General features: G+C 35.2%; 16 protein-coding genes and 1 pseudogene. 3 read left to right on the top strand and 14 right to left on the bottom strand.

The annotated features are described in order from the left end of the window. Positions 1 to 60: 60 nt before the first annotated feature. The 3 genes from NKR74_RS10745 to NKR74_RS10735 all read right to left on the bottom strand — a co-directional run bounded on the left by NKR74_RS10745 (position 61) and on the right by NKR74_RS10735 (position 2,723). The gene (locus tag NKR74_RS10745; RefSeq protein WP_098309839.1) at positions 61 to 240 is read right to left on the bottom strand and encodes a hypothetical protein; all 180 of its coding nucleotides are present in this window, start codon (positions 238 to 240) and stop codon (positions 61 to 63) included. Between the two features lie 541 nt (positions 241 to 781). Next, on the bottom strand, positions 782 to 1,276 hold the full coding sequence (locus NKR74_RS10740) for a DinB family protein (protein WP_098309841.1): 495 nt from the start codon (positions 1,274 to 1,276) through the stop codon (positions 782 to 784). Positions 1,277 to 1,676: 400 nt separating this feature from the next. Continuing rightward, the gene (locus tag NKR74_RS10735) at positions 1,677 to 2,723 is read right to left on the bottom strand and encodes an SDR family oxidoreductase (protein ID WP_253629529.1); all 1,047 of its coding nucleotides are present in this window, start codon (positions 2,721 to 2,723) and stop codon (positions 1,677 to 1,679) included. 570 nt (positions 2,724 to 3,293) lie between these two features. On the opposite strand from NKR74_RS10735, the gene NKR74_RS10730 reads away from it, so the two are divergent. Further along, positions 3,294 to 4,112: a sugar nucleotide-binding protein gene (locus tag NKR74_RS10730; RefSeq protein WP_253629528.1), complete on the top strand. Its 819-nt coding sequence runs from the start codon at positions 3,294 to 3,296 to the stop codon at positions 4,110 to 4,112. A 302-nt stretch (positions 4,113 to 4,414) separates the two neighbouring features. Here the strand turns inward: NKR74_RS10730 and NKR74_RS10725 are convergent, their stop codons facing one another. Further along, positions 4,415 to 5,758, bottom strand: coding sequence for an aminotransferase-like domain-containing protein (locus NKR74_RS10725; protein ID WP_253629527.1), 1,344 nt, complete (start codon positions 5,756 to 5,758; stop codon positions 4,415 to 4,417). A gap of 125 nt (positions 5,759 to 5,883) precedes the next feature. Here NKR74_RS10725 and NKR74_RS10720 point away from each other — a divergent pair, with 125 nt between their 5' ends. Beyond that, entirely contained in the window at positions 5,884 to 6,816 is a 933-nt protein-coding gene (locus NKR74_RS10720; RefSeq protein WP_253629526.1) for a DMT family transporter, read from the top strand. Positions 6,817 to 7,627: 811 nt separating this feature from the next. Here the strand turns inward: NKR74_RS10720 and phaC are convergent. The 5 genes and pseudogenes from phaC to NKR74_RS10700 all read right to left on the bottom strand — a co-directional run bounded on the left by phaC (position 7,628) and on the right by NKR74_RS10700 (position 10,447). Next, positions 7,628 to 8,716, bottom strand: coding sequence for a class III poly(R)-hydroxyalkanoic acid synthase subunit PhaC (gene phaC / locus NKR74_RS10715; protein ID WP_098309848.1), 1,089 nt, complete (start codon positions 8,714 to 8,716; stop codon positions 7,628 to 7,630). Between the two features lie 67 nt (positions 8,717 to 8,783). After that, positions 8,784 to 9,203, bottom strand: coding sequence for a hypothetical protein (locus NKR74_RS10710; protein ID WP_098309849.1), 420 nt, complete (start codon positions 9,201 to 9,203; stop codon positions 8,784 to 8,786). 70 nt (positions 9,204 to 9,273) lie between these two features. Next, positions 9,274 to 9,363: pseudogene (locus NKR74_RS24120) on the bottom strand (hypothetical protein); the annotation flags it as partial. Further along, a complete protein-coding gene (locus NKR74_RS10705; RefSeq protein WP_098309850.1) occupies positions 9,364 to 10,146 on the bottom strand; it encodes an SDR family NAD(P)-dependent oxidoreductase in 783 nt (260 codons plus the stop codon). A gap of 61 nt (positions 10,147 to 10,207) precedes the next feature. Continuing rightward, a complete protein-coding gene (locus tag NKR74_RS10700; RefSeq protein WP_253629525.1) occupies positions 10,208 to 10,447 on the bottom strand; it encodes a hypothetical protein in 240 nt (79 codons plus the stop codon). Between the two features lie 145 nt (positions 10,448 to 10,592). Here NKR74_RS10700 and NKR74_RS10695 point away from each other — a divergent pair, with 145 nt between their 5' ends. Further along, positions 10,593 to 11,498 carry a LysR family transcriptional regulator gene (locus NKR74_RS10695; RefSeq protein WP_098309851.1) on the top strand — a complete coding sequence of 302 codons (906 nt, stop codon included), beginning with the start codon at positions 10,593 to 10,595 and terminating at the stop codon, positions 11,496 to 11,498. 68 nt (positions 11,499 to 11,566) lie between these two features. Here NKR74_RS10695 and NKR74_RS10690 read toward each other — a convergent pair whose 3' ends face one another. The 5 genes from NKR74_RS10690 to NKR74_RS10675 form a co-directional block, all read right to left on the bottom strand. Beyond that, positions 11,567 to 12,043, bottom strand: coding sequence for a 2,4'-dihydroxyacetophenone dioxygenase family protein (locus NKR74_RS10690; RefSeq protein WP_098309852.1), 477 nt, complete (start codon positions 12,041 to 12,043; stop codon positions 11,567 to 11,569). Between the two features lie 173 nt (positions 12,044 to 12,216). Further along, complete coding sequence (locus NKR74_RS10685; protein WP_253629524.1) at positions 12,217 to 13,005, bottom strand: SDR family NAD(P)-dependent oxidoreductase; 789 nt, start codon at positions 13,003 to 13,005, stop codon at positions 12,217 to 12,219. Positions 13,006 to 13,285: 280 nt separating this feature from the next. Continuing rightward, on the bottom strand, positions 13,286 to 13,420 hold the full coding sequence (locus tag NKR74_RS23925; RefSeq protein ID WP_255258138.1) for a hypothetical protein: 135 nt from the start codon (positions 13,418 to 13,420) through the stop codon (positions 13,286 to 13,288). 60 nt (positions 13,421 to 13,480) lie between these two features. Beyond that, positions 13,481 to 14,770, bottom strand: a complete 1,290-nt coding sequence (locus tag NKR74_RS10680; RefSeq protein WP_253629523.1) for an MFS transporter — start codon at positions 14,768 to 14,770, stop codon at positions 13,481 to 13,483. A gap of 15 nt (positions 14,771 to 14,785) precedes the next feature. Beyond that, positions 14,786 to 15,841 (bottom strand): TauD/TfdA family dioxygenase, encoded by a 1,056-nt coding sequence (locus NKR74_RS10675; protein ID WP_253629522.1) that lies wholly within the window; start codon positions 15,839 to 15,841, stop codon positions 14,786 to 14,788. Positions 15,842 to 16,844 lie beyond the last annotated feature (1,003 nt).

Raw genomic sequence — 16,844 nt, 5'->3', positions numbered from 1 at the left:
TTAAATTTCCTCCTTAAAGTTGAGAAAAATTTTTTCTAGCGAAGTATAAAGTGTAAACAATCAACCAGGGACGATTTTAGATAAAGCAAGTAAATTCAAGTTTTGGCAGCTTCCTTTTTTCATGACTGCCGTATTTCCGTTATTATTCTTGGTAGTATAAGATTGAATTTTGTTCTTTTGGAATAAGCGTGGTGGTTTGTTCTGTTCTTTGCCTTGCTCTTGGTTTGTTGATACCTGCATTATATAGTCTCTATATTTATAATGAGATGATGAAATAAAATATACCTAGTTAAGTATCTTATTTAAGCAATCGGGGGCAATTCTCTAATATGAATTGTGCCTTTTCTTTTGGTATAGGGCGCTTTAACGGAGGAAAGATCACAAAAATGATTATACTTTTTTATGAAAGATAAATAGTCAATCTCAAAAGTGGAATCCATTTTGATCAATCTTTTTTCAAAATGGATTCTTTTTCTTTATCGTAAAATATGGGTTTGTGAGGTATTTTTAATCAAACTTTATTTCAAAGCTACATCATAGTAGACATGTATTTAAAGAATGATTTAAAAATGGCTAACGATTCAAAGTCGTTAGCCATCATCTTCTGCAATCGCGCCCTTTAATTGAATAACTAAAATCTGACCTCACTCATAATATCACTTAAGGCTTATAGAACTAACGCATGCGTTAGTTCTATATCAAAAAAGGAATTTTACAATAGTAAAATTCCTTAATAAAGCCCCCCCTATAATGGAATAACTGTAAAGCTAATGAAGCTTTTTTAAAAGCTGCGTTTCCCTGCCCAAGCTCCTTGCATTTTACTAAGGAATACAATTTGCCCAATATGATATGCGTCGTGCATTGCTAAACTCTTCAGTTCAAGCACTAATGAATTATCTTCTCCTGGGATCTGTCTATACAAATCTTCATGTTCTGATTTTGCTAGTATTTTTTCAAGTTCACGATGAACATAAAAGTATTCTTGTTTTGTTTCCTTCCAATTTTCTAACGTCTCAGTTGGTAATCGAAATGTAGATTCATTATTTTCTGCCTGTGGTTCATTCGCTGTTTCACCAAGAAATCGCATCAGAAATCTCTTTTCATAGAAAAGTAAATGACAAACTAATTCCCAAATGGAATTCATTGCCCCATCAGCTGGTTTCCAAATTGCCTGTTCAAAAGTGATATCCTCTAGCACTTTTTCAAGTGGTGGAAACCAGTCTTCTTCATCTAAGCAGCTTGCCCATTGCTGTAACAAAAGTGTTGTTACATCCATTTTCTATTCCCTCCAATTTAATCCCTTTACTAGATAATCCCGTTGGTCAAAATTCATTTGCGGCTTGTTGTAGAGAGGTCACTAATTAAGTTGTCATGCCAATTCCTTTAACTTCTTTCTTGATAAAAGTAATTTTTTTCTTCCAGCATAACTACACAATTAATTAATTTATATAATTCCTTTTAAGATAAAAAAAATCCTTTAATTATTCAACTATCCTGCCAGTTAGCTTAAGTACATTTTTTCACAATCTCTTATAAACTTTAACATAGATATCCAATTTTCTTAAAAGGTGTTGTTCAACAATCTGGCCCGATTGATGAACAACATTATTTAGAATAATCAATTATTTAGGATATAATTTTCCTTGAATTAGATGGGTATGGGGGTTATAACCCCATCACAATGTCTCCTTTTTCTCTTTTTGGAACCAAGTCTCTAGCAGCTCTTGCTCTCTTTCTCGTGATATCCCTGTTTTTCGTTCTGTATCCTGTCTCGCTTTCTCCCATTGATACACATCATAAACAGTATCTTCAAGAGGTCGGAAGGAAAGTCCAGCGTTAACAGCTTTTTCTATACTGATGAAAAAAGATCCTTTCCACGGTTCTGTTTCTCCTTCTAACGGGAAGTGTTCAGGAATCCATAAAGGCATTTCCGTCCATGGTTTTACTTTGTGCTCCAATATAAACTGTTCTTCTGCCCACACAAATTCGGTATCGCTGTTTGTGACAGCTTTACAGGTGTTTAATAGCTCTTTCATAGTCAATTCATAATTCGGACCTGTTACATTAAACGTACCTTTTTTTCTGTTTTCTGCCATATTGAACACCCATGTTGCTATATCTTTTACGTCAATCAATTGAACAGGGCGATCTGAACGTCCCGGCACCAATACTTTTCCACCTTGTGCCACACGCTGAACCCAGTACGGAAGCCGATCCGTATAGTCAAACGGTCCGACAAGCAGCCCTGCTCTTATATGCAAAACACGCCCTGGCCAATGCTTTTCTGCTTCTGCTTCACAAAGTACTTTCAACGCGCCGTAATACTCATAGGGAGAAATTTTCCCCTCCTCAACGTCTTTCAACTTATCATCCGGCGGCATGGATTGTAAATGATAATTTTCCGTAATATTGAGGGGAATCCAATCCTTATAAAGAGAGATGCTTGAGATATATGTATAATGTTCGACGTTATCCCCAAGTACAGTCGCAATTTTTTTGATTTGATGCGGAGCAAATCCGCAGGTATCCATTACAACATCCCATTTCCGGTTTTCTAGAAGTGAGACATCACCGTCTCTATCACCAATTAGCTGCTCAACCTCAGGAAACATCTCTTTATTGGTACCGCGATTAAATAATGTAATTTCGTGACCTCTTTTCAATGCTTCTTTTACAAAAGCTTTTCCTAAAAAACGAGTACCTCCTAATATAAGGACCTTCATAGTTTTCCCCCATTCACTTTATTAGAGTGTAAAAATACCTTTCATTTTACATAACGGTTTTCCTTCTTAAAAAGATACGGAGAGTATAAAAAATGTATTCCCTTTTATTAATTGAACATAATATCCTCTTATTAATTTAGTCTATTTAACTTTATATGTAGCAAGGCTTTTTTATTTGGATTTCCTTAACATTGAAAATGCTACAAATCTGTTTCCTTAATGAACATGTCGGTTTGAAATAAAGTTGTACTGGTTATAAGAAAGTCGTACCGTTTATAAAAAAGATGTACTGTTTGTAAAAAAGTTTGATTAAAAATCCTGCTTGAAATGCAGGATTTTTCTTGTTCAACAATCAGGCCATTTTGTTGAATAAGAATTCTGAACAAAATTGGATATTTATGTTAAAAAACTAGTGTGAGATTGTGAAAGAAATGTACTTAACTAACGTTGCAGGAATATTGAATATCAGAGAGAATTTTTAGGTGGAAGAAGTGGTTTACATCGTGAGTGGAAGAGAATGTTATTTGTTCGTTTTAAATATAAAAGAATTTGTTTGGAGGGGAATTTGTAATGCAAAAGATACTCATTCTGGGTGCAAGTGGTCTTGTAGGAAGAGCTTTAATAGATGAATTTACTGATGAATTTGACCTATATGGAACGTATTTTTCTTCGTTAACTACCCTCCCTAATGATAAGCAATTCCAATTAGAAGTTCAGCAACTCGATAAACTGAAAGAAATTATAAGGACAATTAAACCCAACATAGTGATTTCTTGCCTCAGAGGGGATTTTGATCAACAGCTCCTGTTTCATAAAGAATTAGCTATGGAATTACAAAATAAAAGTAGCCGTGTTTATTATTTTTCTACCACAAATGTATTTGATGGAGATATTTCAAGACCCCACACAGAAACAGATATACCTATTGCCGAATCAGATTATGGGAAGTTCAAAATTGAATGTGAAAACATGCTAAAAGAAACTTTGAATGAGCGAGTGATAATTATCCGAATCCCAGCAATATGGGGTAAGGATTCACCAAGATGGAATTTAATCACTGGAAGCATAAAAAATAATAAAGTGATAGATGTGTACAGCAATCTCGTATGTAACAATCTTTTGGATGTTCTGTTAGCAAAACAATTACGATTTATTATTGAAAATGATTTAAAGGGAATATTTCACTTAGGTTCAGTGGATACGATGACTCAGAGCCAATTTTTTGAACAAATTATAAGTAAACTCGCAAGTGAAAAGAAAATATTACGATATCGTTTATATCAGGATAAAGTCGACACTTGTTACTTTAGATTAAATTCAAATCGTGATGATATCCCAAGCTCACTACAAAGTAAGAATCAAGATATTATTTCTTACTTGCTGGAATAAATGGGAAGTATGATATTGAGCTAACGTATGCTAAATTCGATAAGTACGATCCAGCTTCAACAGCTTTTGATCTTCAACGAAAGTAGCTAGAAGCTAATTAATTATTCAATTAAAGGGCGCGATTATGGAGTAACATAGGCAGAAAATAATCAAACTTTTTTATAAAATGAAAAGTTCATTTAAAATGTAAAAGAAACCATTTTGATCAATCTTTTTTCAAAATGGATTCCTTTTTGTTTGTTGCAAAATACACGTTCTATTAATATGTTTAACCAAACTTTATTTCAAAACAACAGAACAATCTATATACGTTTCATTTCATCGATAATCTTACATATCCCCTCTTCAATCATTTCTTCCTTTACGTTTGATACGTTTAATTTCAATATTCTTTCTCTCGGAATAAAAGATAAATAATTTTTATCAATCGAATCTAGTAATACATTATTTTTTAGTAGCTTTCGAATAAGTGGCTGAACGATAACTTTCTTAACTAGCGTAATGTGTGTATGGACACATGGAAAATGTGCGTCGTGGTATTGAAACAACTGGTTGTTCGTACTACTCCATTCTTTCAAAGAAGCGGCTAACCTCTCGGATCTTTCATAATAGGAAACGCGAATTTTTTGTTTATGTCGATCAAACATCCCGCTTTTTATGTAAACTTCTAAGGCTGCTTGGGAAATCATAGAACTATCAATATCTAGTAATTTTTTATATGTAAAGAAAATTTCCGTTAAACAATTAGGTATGACAGCAACACCAACTCGGAGTCCAGGAAAAATAATTTTGGAGTAACTCTTCAAATAAATAACATGAGAGGAATCATCATAACTGTACATCGGATCCGCTTTAGCATCTCTTTCTAAATCTGCTAAATAATCATCTTCCACGATAAATACATCATATTTCTTCGCTAAACGGACAATAGCCTCCTTTTCTTTCTTAGAATACGATGTACCTAACGGATTATGAAACCGCGGCATTGTATAAAAAAATTTAATATCTTCTGTTTGAAATATACGTTCTAATTCGTTTAAATTTATCCCTTCCACTGTTCGTTCAATTCCCCTAACAGGGATGTTGTGCGTTTCTAAATACTCGATAAATAAATGATAACTCGGTTGTTCAATTAAAATCGTGTTCTTTTTATTTGGAAACGGGATAGAAGTTAACAAAGATAGCGCTTGCTGTACGCCAGATGTAATAAAAATATTCTCTTCATTCGTAAACACTTGATAGTTTGTTAATTGCCTTTGAACAACCTGAATTAACGAAGGCAACCCTTTCGGAGTCCCATATATAAATAGATCATTTTTGTATGTATCAATTGCTTTATTAATGCAATGCTGAAAATCTAAATATGGAAAAACATCTGGATCAGGTGCAGATGTTGCAAAATCTATTACACTACTATGGCTTGCATGATCTTCGTTCGTTTTTTTCACAACATAGTATCCGCTTTTCAAAACGGAGTATATCATATGTCTTTTTTCTAACTCTTGGAGTGCACGAATAATTGTACTTTTCGTGCATTGATAACGCGTACTTAAAGATCGAATAGAAGGTAATTTATCACCTTCTTTTAATTCTCCATTTTGAATTAACTTTTCTAAATCATTAAAAACGATTAAATATTTATACACGCTTACACCTCTATATATTTTTGTACCGGTACAGATGGTATTTATTTGTATTGTAGCATCCACAAGAAAATATTACCATTTACGTATACTGGCCAGTAAGAAAATTCATTACATGAGGTGTAAATATGACACAAATAAAAAAGGCATACGCCGCAGCTGTTCTTTATACATTCATAATTGGTTTTTCATTTATGTTTGTAAAGTTAACTCTTACAGTCACGGGGCCACTTGATACGTTAGCTCATCGATTTACCGTTTCTTTTCTTATCGCATCTATTCCAGTAATATTCGGTTTTATCAAATTAAAGATTACATTTAAAAACATGCTTACTATTTTACCAATAGCAATTCTATATCCAGCTTTATTCTTCACTTTTCAAGCATTTGGATTAGTGTATACATCGTCTTCTGAAGCAGGCATTATTCAAGCTACTATTCCTATCTTCACAATGGTATGTGCCTCTTACTTTTTGAAAGAACGAACAACAATTTGGCAAAAGCTCTCACTTCTTTTATCTGTATCTGGTGTCATCTATATTTTTGTTATGAAAGGATTCGGTTCTCATACTACTAGTTTTACCGGCGTTATACTCATTCTCTTATCAGCATTATCATCAGCTGGTTATAATATCCTAGCACGAAAAATGACAAAACAATTCCGATTAATCGATGTAACGTATATGATGACCGCAATTGGTTTTGTTTTCTTTAATACACTGTCTATCGGAAATCATATTGCTGCTGGAACTATGAACCTATATTTTCAGCCCTTTACAAGCCCATTATTTCTAGTTTCAATCTTATATTTAGGAATCCTTTCCTCATTATTAACAGCATTTCTATCAAATTACGCTTTATCCATTATGGAAGCATCAAAGATGAGTGTATTCAGCAATGTATCAACTTTAATTACGATGTTCGCTGGTGCAATCTTCTTACAAGAAGATCTTGCATATTACCATATCATCGGGGCAGTCATGATTATTCTCGGTGTATTAGGTACAAACTTTTTAGATGAAAAATTCATGTTAGCGAAGAAGAAAAATGTTAGTTTGTAAAAGAAAAAGCCTGTTTTGAATATCATCAAAACAGGCTTTTAACAATATTACTGATATTTTCTGCAATAAGAAACTCAATAACAGGTAAAGTTATCATCGATAATCCTAATAAGAGTAATAAAAAAATGTATGAACATTAGGTGATATTTTAGACAATGTTCTTATATAAAACCTAACCGTTCGTAAAATCAATGTCTTCAAAATAAAAAACGGAGAAAAAATACTCTCCTTCAAATAAGTCCATATTATAACCGAATTGTTTCGGATTATTTTTGTGTACCTTAGACGTAACAATATAATACGTTTCATAACGTTATGCGTAATCAGAATTCTCTCGTATTTTTTAGATATTAGTAAAGTGTAAATTTGTATTTTCAAAAATTAATTAGCCAGATTTTTTAGTGGAAGATCTTGATAAAGAATCCATGAATTGTTTTTTAGTAAAATGGTAAGTTCGGTGAGTGTAATAAACTTTCGCAGTAGCAAGATTATCACAAAGGGAACACTTAATTTGAAACGAAGCTTTGCTAACATGGGGAGTTTCTAAAAATAGTAATGTTTCTTTCATATGTGTAGTACAAACCCACATAATTTCACCCCTTCATTAATTTTTTACAGTAACAGTTACTCTCAAAGTGAAAAATGAAAAAATCTTTACTTTGTGGAGTGCACTTTCTTCTTAAGATTATCCGCCTTAAATAAAACGCTTTCATTATGATTTATAGACTAAATTCTTCATTAAAAGAATTTAGCTTTTCACAACTTCTTCAAGTTGAGAATACAGACCATCTTATTCGAACATTATTCATTATTAGCTGGACCGTTCTTCCAACCAGTCACCAATCGTTGGATAAGTTATTTTTGAAGCTTTACTTCCAAAAGCAATAGATGTATGCCCAACAGGTAAATTTATATATTGTTTATCTCTACTTGATATGTGATTCATCAATGCTTCTACTTGATGTGGTTGAGCAATAATATCGATTTCACCTGATAAGTTGAGCACATTAGCAGTGATTGCCTCAAGTTTAACCTGACGACCACGAATAAATAGTTCCCCTTTAATCAGTTTGTTTTTTTGATAAAAATCGCTAATCCACTGATGATAGGCTTCACCAGGAAATGGAATGCCGTCGTTTAACCATTTTTGCAAAAGCTTAAAGCTTTTTACGAATTTTTCATCTTCAGCACGATCAAAAAGACTAACATATGGCCCATAAAAGTTTGCCATCGGTTTGAGTAATTTGTTTCCAATGTCAATCATTTCAGGTGGAATATTACCGAGTGTTTCGACAACTTTATCAATATCAAAATACCGCTCATCTAGCATAGCACCGTATAGACCAGTTTCTTCAAAATCAAAAGGAGTTGTCAAAAAAACAAGGTTACGAATTGGTAATTCAGGGTGAAGCGCCGCAAATATTGATGTTATAGTACCACCCATGCAGTAACCAAGTATGGATACCTCATCAGCATTCGATTTTCGCAATATTTTACGAACTGCACGTGGGATGTAATCCATAATATAATCATCTAATTTCATATTTTTATCTTCACGGCCAGGTGTCCCCCAGTCAAGGAGATAGACATCAAAATTACGATTAACTAAATATTCTACTAAACTGCTACCCTTTGTTAAATCCATAATATATGGTTTATTAATCAGTGCATAAATCAACAAAATTGGAATTTTATGTTTTTTTGGTTGATCAGAAATATATCGATAGAGCTTCGTTTTATTCCTAGTCCAAATAACTTCCTTCGGTGTTGGACCTACTTTTGGCTCGGCATCTAATGTTAACACTTGAGTTGCACTTTTTACACGTCTATACATCTGTTGATACTCCTCAGGTATCATTTCGATAAACTTTTCGTATTCTTTTGTCATAAGAACACTCATGACTTCACCCCTTACAAAATTAATTTATTAATAATAGACTTATGGATTTGCTTTTTCTGTATCACTTTTATACAGTACCTTTTGTACTCATATCTGTTGGTGATTTTAATAAGATTATGATTTGATTCAGTTTCGTATCAAGGCTTTTCATATCCTTTTTTAAATTTGCCATTTCACGTTGCAATTCCGCTGAATCTCCTTGATTATCCTGAGTTTCTTGTATAAATTCTTCTAAATCATCAACCTTTGCATCTATATTGACAATCTGAGAGGAAATATGTGCAAGGTCATCTCGTGTTGGTAGATTAACAAATTCATAAAAACGTTCTGTTGTGTCATTCATCATTTTTTTGAATTGAAGATTCATCTCCAACATCTGTCCTATCCCTTGAGCAGGAAACTCTTTAGTCACTTGCTCATCCCAAAAGTTGCTATACCGGGAGTAATTATCTTTCCAAATTTGATAAAAGTTAAAGTTTTGGGCCACCTTTTCTCCTCCTATTACCTGAATAATTTATTAGTTGTCATATATTTATAAAGATATTCCCTTGATTCTGTTAAGAGTTTACAAGTACTTTTTTGAATTCTTCCGTTAGAAGTGGAACCACCTAAAATAAATCACCAACAATACCATAGTCTGTTATTTTTTACACTTTTTGCTCAAGAAGTTTTCGGGTATAGATGGTTACCCATTTCCTTGGCAGCAGTCCCACAGATTTAGCCATGAATTTATTTTTAAAGCCCGGGATGATTACCCTTTTATTCTTCATTAACCCTTCAAATCCGCACTTGGCAACCATTTGCGGATCCAACATGTTCTTATTGAACACTTTCGTGCCTGCTCCGGCGAATTGCTGCGTGAGCGGTGTTTTGGTAAAGCCGGGACATAATACGGAAACTTGAACCCCGGTTCCTTTCAGTTCTTCCGCAATCGCTTCCGAAAAGGATAAGACGTACGATTTGCTTGCTCCATACATCGACATCCGTGGAACTGGCTGAAAGGCCGCTAGTGAAGCCACGTTTAAAATTTTTCCTTGCTTTCGTTTCACCATGTCATCCGTAAAAAGTCTAGTTAAATACGTAAGCGAGATCATATTGAGCTGCAGATATTCCATTTCTTTCTGAATATCCATTTCCGTCATGAGCCCGAACCCGCCAGCTCCAGCATTATTAATCAAAATATCGATGTCAATTCCCTCGTTTTTCAAATGGCGATGCAAGCTCTCTACCGTTGTAAAGCTGCTCAAATCGCCGGCAAAAGTATTTATTTGTATGCCATAATCCTTTTTAAAATTCTCGGCTTGTTGTTCCAGCAACGTTGCGTCTCTGGCCACTAAAACTAAGTTATAACTATGGCTTGCGAAAATTTTAGCAAATTCCAAACCGATTCCTTTTGTAGCACCTGTAATTAAAACAGTTTCTGTTGACATCTGTCTCCTCCCCATGTATTATTTATCCAGTTACGAAATAAGAAAGCGCTTTATCCACACCTTAAACGCCAGATTCAGAATCTGTTACGCCAATGCTAGGACAAGTACTCGTCTCCCTAATACTTCGATTTCTTTCACAGCTTTCTCGTGACCCTCTATTCGACGTGAACATACTACAACGTTTGCATCCTCTTCTGCCCACGTGAGTATCATTAACTTCCATTAACCGCCCTAAACTATTACCACCTTCAGTAACTATTTCTTCCTGTCCTGTTAAATCAAAAAATTGTTTTGATGACATTCTAAACCCTCCTTTATATCGAGAATATTCTAAAATTTCCAAATATTATTATTGTTTTGATTATACTCATAAATTATAATTAAATAAAATTAAAGATTTTAATTTGTAAGTAAGTATTACTAATATTCAAAAAAGGGGTACGGTCATGAACATTGAGCAATTACTATATATTATTGAGGTCTCGAAGCACAGTTCTCTGACTATTGCAGCGCAGAATCTTCATGTGACCCAATCCACAATCAGTCAATCCATTACCAGCTTAGAAAAGGAGTTAGGGATTAAAATTCTTAATCGCTCCCGTGGACACGGTGCTGTACCAACAGATGAAGGTAGAATCATTCTAAAACTCGCCTACGAAGTACTGAAAAAAATTGAAGAAATTAAAGAGACATCCAACTCATTCAATTCCTTGGATGTGGGGGAACTAAGATTATCTTCTTTACCCGGATTGACGACGTTTCTGGTAAAAGCTATAGCTGCTTTTAGACAAGAATATCCACATGTGAATGTGGAGGTGTCCGAAAAAAGTGGATCTGCTGTGATTGAAGATATTCGACAGCATAAGACCGACATCGGACTAATTACATATTCAGCCGATTTGAACATAAACATGGAAGGAATAGCTTTTGAAACACTATTTGAAGGGCAACAGAAAGTATATGTTTCTAAGCATTCTCCCCTAGCGTTTCTTGGTACCATAGCTCCGCATGATATACTTGATCAAACTCTCGTTACATATAACGGTGAATTTATGCAGTATTTTGTTCAAGATTTCTTTACCAAATATAAGCCCTTAAAAATCCTATTTACATCAAATAATATGGACGGAGTTCTTCAAGCCATCATTGAAAGTTTAGCTATTACATTTGCTCCTGATTTCGTAATGAAAAATTATCCCCCTGTCATCAATGGTGATATCATTCCGATTGATTTGATGAATCATAGGACTGTAAATATTTCTTTAGGGTTGGTTCGATCAGAGAATAAACATTTATCCACTTTCGCCAACAAATATATTCATTATCTAAAATCCAAAATTATTAAGAGTTAAGAAAGAAAAAAGAGAAGCACCTTCGTCACATGTGAACGACTGGCTTCTCTTTTTTACGAATCTATCTTTTAAAATTTGGTCACATCTACAGGTTCAATTCCTTCAGCCGCGCAATGGTCATGGTATTTTTTCAGGAATGACTCAAAATTATCTCTAGCAATAATTTCTCCATTCTCACCTAAATAGTCTAATGTTCCTTCAACAATATTAAGCGTAATAACTTCTTCATCTCCTACAGCCTGAGGTGTATGTGAGGAGCCAGCTGGTTCATAAACGACATCACCAGCTTTAGAGATCCAAGGATCCTCAAGATATCTCCAAGAACCTTGGACGGTATAAACAATAACTGTACCAGGATGAAAATGAGCGGGAAGCTGCATAGCCGCAGGAACTTTTAATAGCGTAACCGTCTGTCCTGTCACCGGATTGGCTTTAAGCAATTTAAATTTTGCATCTCCAAAATAAGGAATCCAAGGCAAATCGTCTGGACAAATATTATTGGCATGGAATGCCGTTACCTCTTTTACACTTTTTACGTTACTCACTTCTATCCCCTCTTTCAATTTTTTGAAATTCGCATATTGATAACGTTTACAATAATGAGTTAATTGAATATTGCGAATTTATTATTTTTAGTATATTTATAATTACCAATTAAGTAAAATTATTATTTTTAACATATAATTAAGTTTTATTAATTTAGCTATCAACTTGATAGTTACTTAGCGCCAAGTCCCCCATCAAGAGTCAATATTTGTCCTGTACAATAATCAGAAGCTGCTGAAGCAAAATAAAGGACTGCTCCTACTAAATCATTGTCTCTACCTAACCTCCTCACTGGAACTTGTGAAGCGATAATCGGGCCAGCCTTATGTACAAGTGTTCCCGGTATTTCTGGGTTATTCATTCCAGTAGTGAAAACTCCAGGAGCAATGGAATTCACATGCACTCCATGGCGCCCCCACTTAACTGCAAGATCCTTCGTTAAAGTCATAACTGCACCCTTACTTGTTGTATATCCTACAGAATCTACAGCTTCTGGGTCAGTACCTTTAAAGCCGATTGAAGAAGAAATGTTAATGATTTTTCCGTATTCGTTGTCTATCATATGTCTTCCTACAGCCTGACACATTAAAAATGTTCCTGTCACATTTGTATCGAGCATAGATTGCCATTGTTCTAAAGGCATATCCGTAGCAGGCGTTTCAAAAACCGTTCCACTACTGTTGACTAAAATTTCGATTTTTCCAAAATGAGAAACTGCTTTCTCCACACCTTGAACGATAGATTCAGGAACTGTTACATCCAATGATACGGCAAGTGCTTGTCTTCCTAACGCCTCGATTTCTTTCACAACTTCTTCGCAAACCTCTATACGACGTGAACAAACTACCACGTTTGCTCCGGCCTCAGCCAACGCCAGTGCCATTACACGCCCTAACCCGCTACCACCTCCAGTAACCATTGCTGTCTGTCCTGTTAAATCAAACAATTGTTTAAATGACATTCTACATTTCCTCCTATATTAAGAATATTCAAAATTTTTAAAACATATCATGTTATTGATTATACTCATAAGTTATAATTAAATAAAATTAAAAATTTTAATGTGTAAGTAAGTATTACTAATATTTAAAAAGGAGTACAGTCATGAACATTGAACAATTACTATAAATATGGACGGAGTTATGCAAGACATCATTGAAAGTTTGGCTATTACATTTGCTCCTGATTTCATAATGAAAAATTATCCCCCTGTCATAAAGGGGGAAATTCAGTTATACAAACTATTTTACTTCATCTTCTACTTCAATATGATCATCAGAGTAAGTCTCAGACATCTTCTCTTGACAATTCCAGCACTCACTGCGATTTCGCTCCATAATGGCTAATTCTTCATGACAATGTACACAACGATCCATTTATGCAGCCTCCTTTTCATATTTACTTATTTCTTTCCCTCCTCGATCCATCAATGATTTTTAAATACTTACTTGCTCCTCTGCTTTTATTGTTGTGTGGCTTTGCTTCGCGGGACGTACAACAATCAAAAACAATAATCCGATAACGAACATACCTAAAGAAGTTACTTGAAACCCATAACGATATCCCATTGCCTCAGTCGCTGCATATTGGATAAAATACCCGAATACGAGCGGAGCAATAATACTTGTTGAACTTGCAAGAGCAACGTAGGCCCCTTGTGCTTTTCCGATGTTTTTGGGAGAAAAAAAGTCCATCAATATTGCAGGTGCGAGTGAAAGAATGACATAGGCGAAACCTGGAGCAAGGGTGAAGAACAGGATGGATATAGCAGTTGAATTCACGGCATTTGCCATATATACACAAAGAGCAGATAGCACCATCATGGAACCGGCAAGATTTACTCGTGCTTTACGAATATCCCCAGTTTTACGATAAATCCGATCTGATAGCATAGAAAATCCAATTTGGCTAATGGCAGCGAAAAGAAAAGGTAACGACACGGCTAATTTTAATGTTTGATTATCAAAATGTTGAACTTTAGTAAAGTATGCCGGAAACCATATCGCTTGAACAGACAATAACCAATAGGCACACCCTCCACACAAAATGATAAAAACAAAATTTTTAGACAACAGATGCGGAAGAAACTGACGCCAAGAAACCTTGGAGAGGGTTGATGAATGCTGCTCCTCTTGATGAAATGAAGGCAACCCAATTTCTTGTGGACTTTCTTTACCGAAAATGACCCATAAAACTAGCACAATAAGTCCAACAATCCCCATGGCTATAAAAGCAGATCTCCATCCATATTGATTGATCAAGGAGATTAATAATGGTGAAGCAATTGCAGGCCCAATTGTTGCTCCACAGAGAACAGCGCCAAAGCCTATACCATGTCTATGTTTCGGGAACCATTTTCCCACCATAGCCGTTGATAGAGCAGGGGCTGCGCCTTCGCCTGCTCCCAAGAGCATCCTTGTAAGCACTAGCAGAGACAGACTAGAAACAAAAGGTGTAACAAATTGAACAACCAACCATGTAAGTGACATCCAAGTTAACATTTTTTTCGTGTTTTTGGAATCAGCCATGCCCCCAATAATGATAGAGGAAAAGGTGAAGAACCAAAAGAACGAACTTCCCACCAATCCCCATTGTGAAGGGCTTAAATGTAACTCTTTCATTACAGGAACGGAAACCAAGCCAATGACAATTTTATCAACTTGGTTGATCATACCAGAAGCAACTAGAAATAATAATATTATCCAAGAATATTTTGGGGTGTTCAATATAAAAATCTCCCCTTACCTTAAGTTTTCTACAATACCACCAGCTGTTTTTCCACGTACGGGAATACCACCGCGACCTGCTTTACCTGTCTTCTCATCAATAAACATGGCAAAATCAGGTGCAATTTCTCGGCTGTTTGGCATCGTGAGCCACAATCTTAGTAAATGACGTTTGCGTTCCGGTTCTTCGTAGTCTTCGTATACAGTACGTGAATGAAGAACGGTATAATTATTAACAAATTGCATATCCCCCGGTTCCAACATCATATCAATATGCATGTTTTCATCATGAAGGAGGGAATCCATTAAGTCATATGCTTCCATTTCAACTTGTGACAAATGGATACCTGTTTTCGCTTGTGCTGATTCGACATATCCGCGATTATATCTGCAGCTCAATTTACCTTCGTAATAACTAAAGACTGGTGATGAATATACTGGGGATTCTCCTGGTGCTTCCTCACCACGACGATCCAAGAAGTATGGACGATAAAGAATTCCAAGATACTCTGGGTACTTCTCAAGAATTTCATTATAAACAGCCATAGAACTTACGATACTACTGAACCCTCCAGATTTAGCTTTTCGAAGACTTAATAATCCGACTACGTCAGATCCATCTGGGTGAAAGGGAAGATGTGCATTCGTTTGGTAACCGCGTACATTTGAATCATTAATGTTGAGACCTTGATCAATGACATGTCCTAAGAGGTCACCTTTTGCGTTTTGCGTTACCGGGATGCCCAAGTGAACTCCAAGACCCCAATAAATGATGCTCGCTTCTTCATCCGTATACCTTTCCATTGGTAATCCACGAATTAATAGAAACCCCCTACCATTCTCTAGCTCTTCAACAAAGTAAGCAATTTCGTCAGAGAGATCCGAAATCGGGAAGTCCTCCTTGTTAAAATTAGGTGCTTTTAAACCCTTTTGTTTAACAAGAAATAAAGCGTTTTCAAGAGATTCGATTGTTTTCTCGGACAAATAATAAACCCATGAATCATCTTTAGCTAGATCAATACCTTTCCACGCTACCGGTCCTTGAATTTTTTCCTTTAAAATGGACGGCATAGGTACTCCTCCTTCCTTTTCTAATGCAACTTTTAAAGTTTCTCATTTGTTTTCTTAAGTAACTCCTTTAAAAACTCCACTTATCTAGGAAGCTTGTACTAAACCAGCTTATCCTGACAGAACCAGTCATTTATGTGCAAGTTTTGATGAGATAACACTGCAACCTTTGCTTCATCGGTTATTCCTAATGTGTATAGAATTACTGCAAGCCTTCCTAATGATGAAAGTGCTCTCATAAATATGATAGCTTGTTTCCTAATAAAAGAGCGACTCCATCTCCCTTCTCAAATTCTTTGTCAGATAAATTATAACTTTTTAAGTGCTGTCCCCCTCCTTTACCTATATGAAAGCGCTTAAAATAACAACTATTACGATTGTATTAATTGTTACTTAATTCATTATATTCATAATTTTCAGTTAAATAAAATTAAAATTTTTAATTTGTAAGTAAGTATTACTAATATTCAAAAAAGGGGTACAATTATGGACAGTAAACAATTACAACATATTGTTGTAATCACAAAACACAGCTCTCTATCTACAGTAGCATAGAATCTTCATATGACCCAATTCACGATCAACCAGCCCATTGCCAACTTAGAAAAGGAATTAAGACTAAAAATTTTTAATCGCTCACTGGCATACGGTGCTGTACCAACCGGTCAAGATAGAATCATTCTAATCTAATATTTGTAAATCTCAAGGAAGCAAAAGAGACAGCCTACTTACTCAATTCCACGAAAGTAGAGGAACTAACAATATCTTTTTCCCCCGAATTGATGACATTGCTGGTAAAAGCTATAGTCGCTTTTAGACATGATTATCCATATGTAAATCTGCAGATTCAGTGCTTCAAATTTTATTATGCCTCTCTCCTCCTTCCCTCAATAAAGTGAAAGTGGGGGCTTTCTTTATCCTCCACTGATGGAAAGCTCTCACAAATCGGGCTTTTACGGACAGTTATTCTCCCCTATCCTCTTCGCTTCTCTCAACCTTGAGGTGG

Origin of the sequence: Bacillus sp. 3103sda1 (genome assembly GCF_024159135.1) — a bacterium.
GTDB lineage: Bacteria > Bacillota > Bacilli > Bacillales > Bacillaceae_G > Bacillus_A > Bacillus_A rhizoplanae.
The sequence above is the reverse complement of the archived record's forward strand: the minus strand, read 5'-3'. Positions and strand labels throughout refer to the sequence as shown.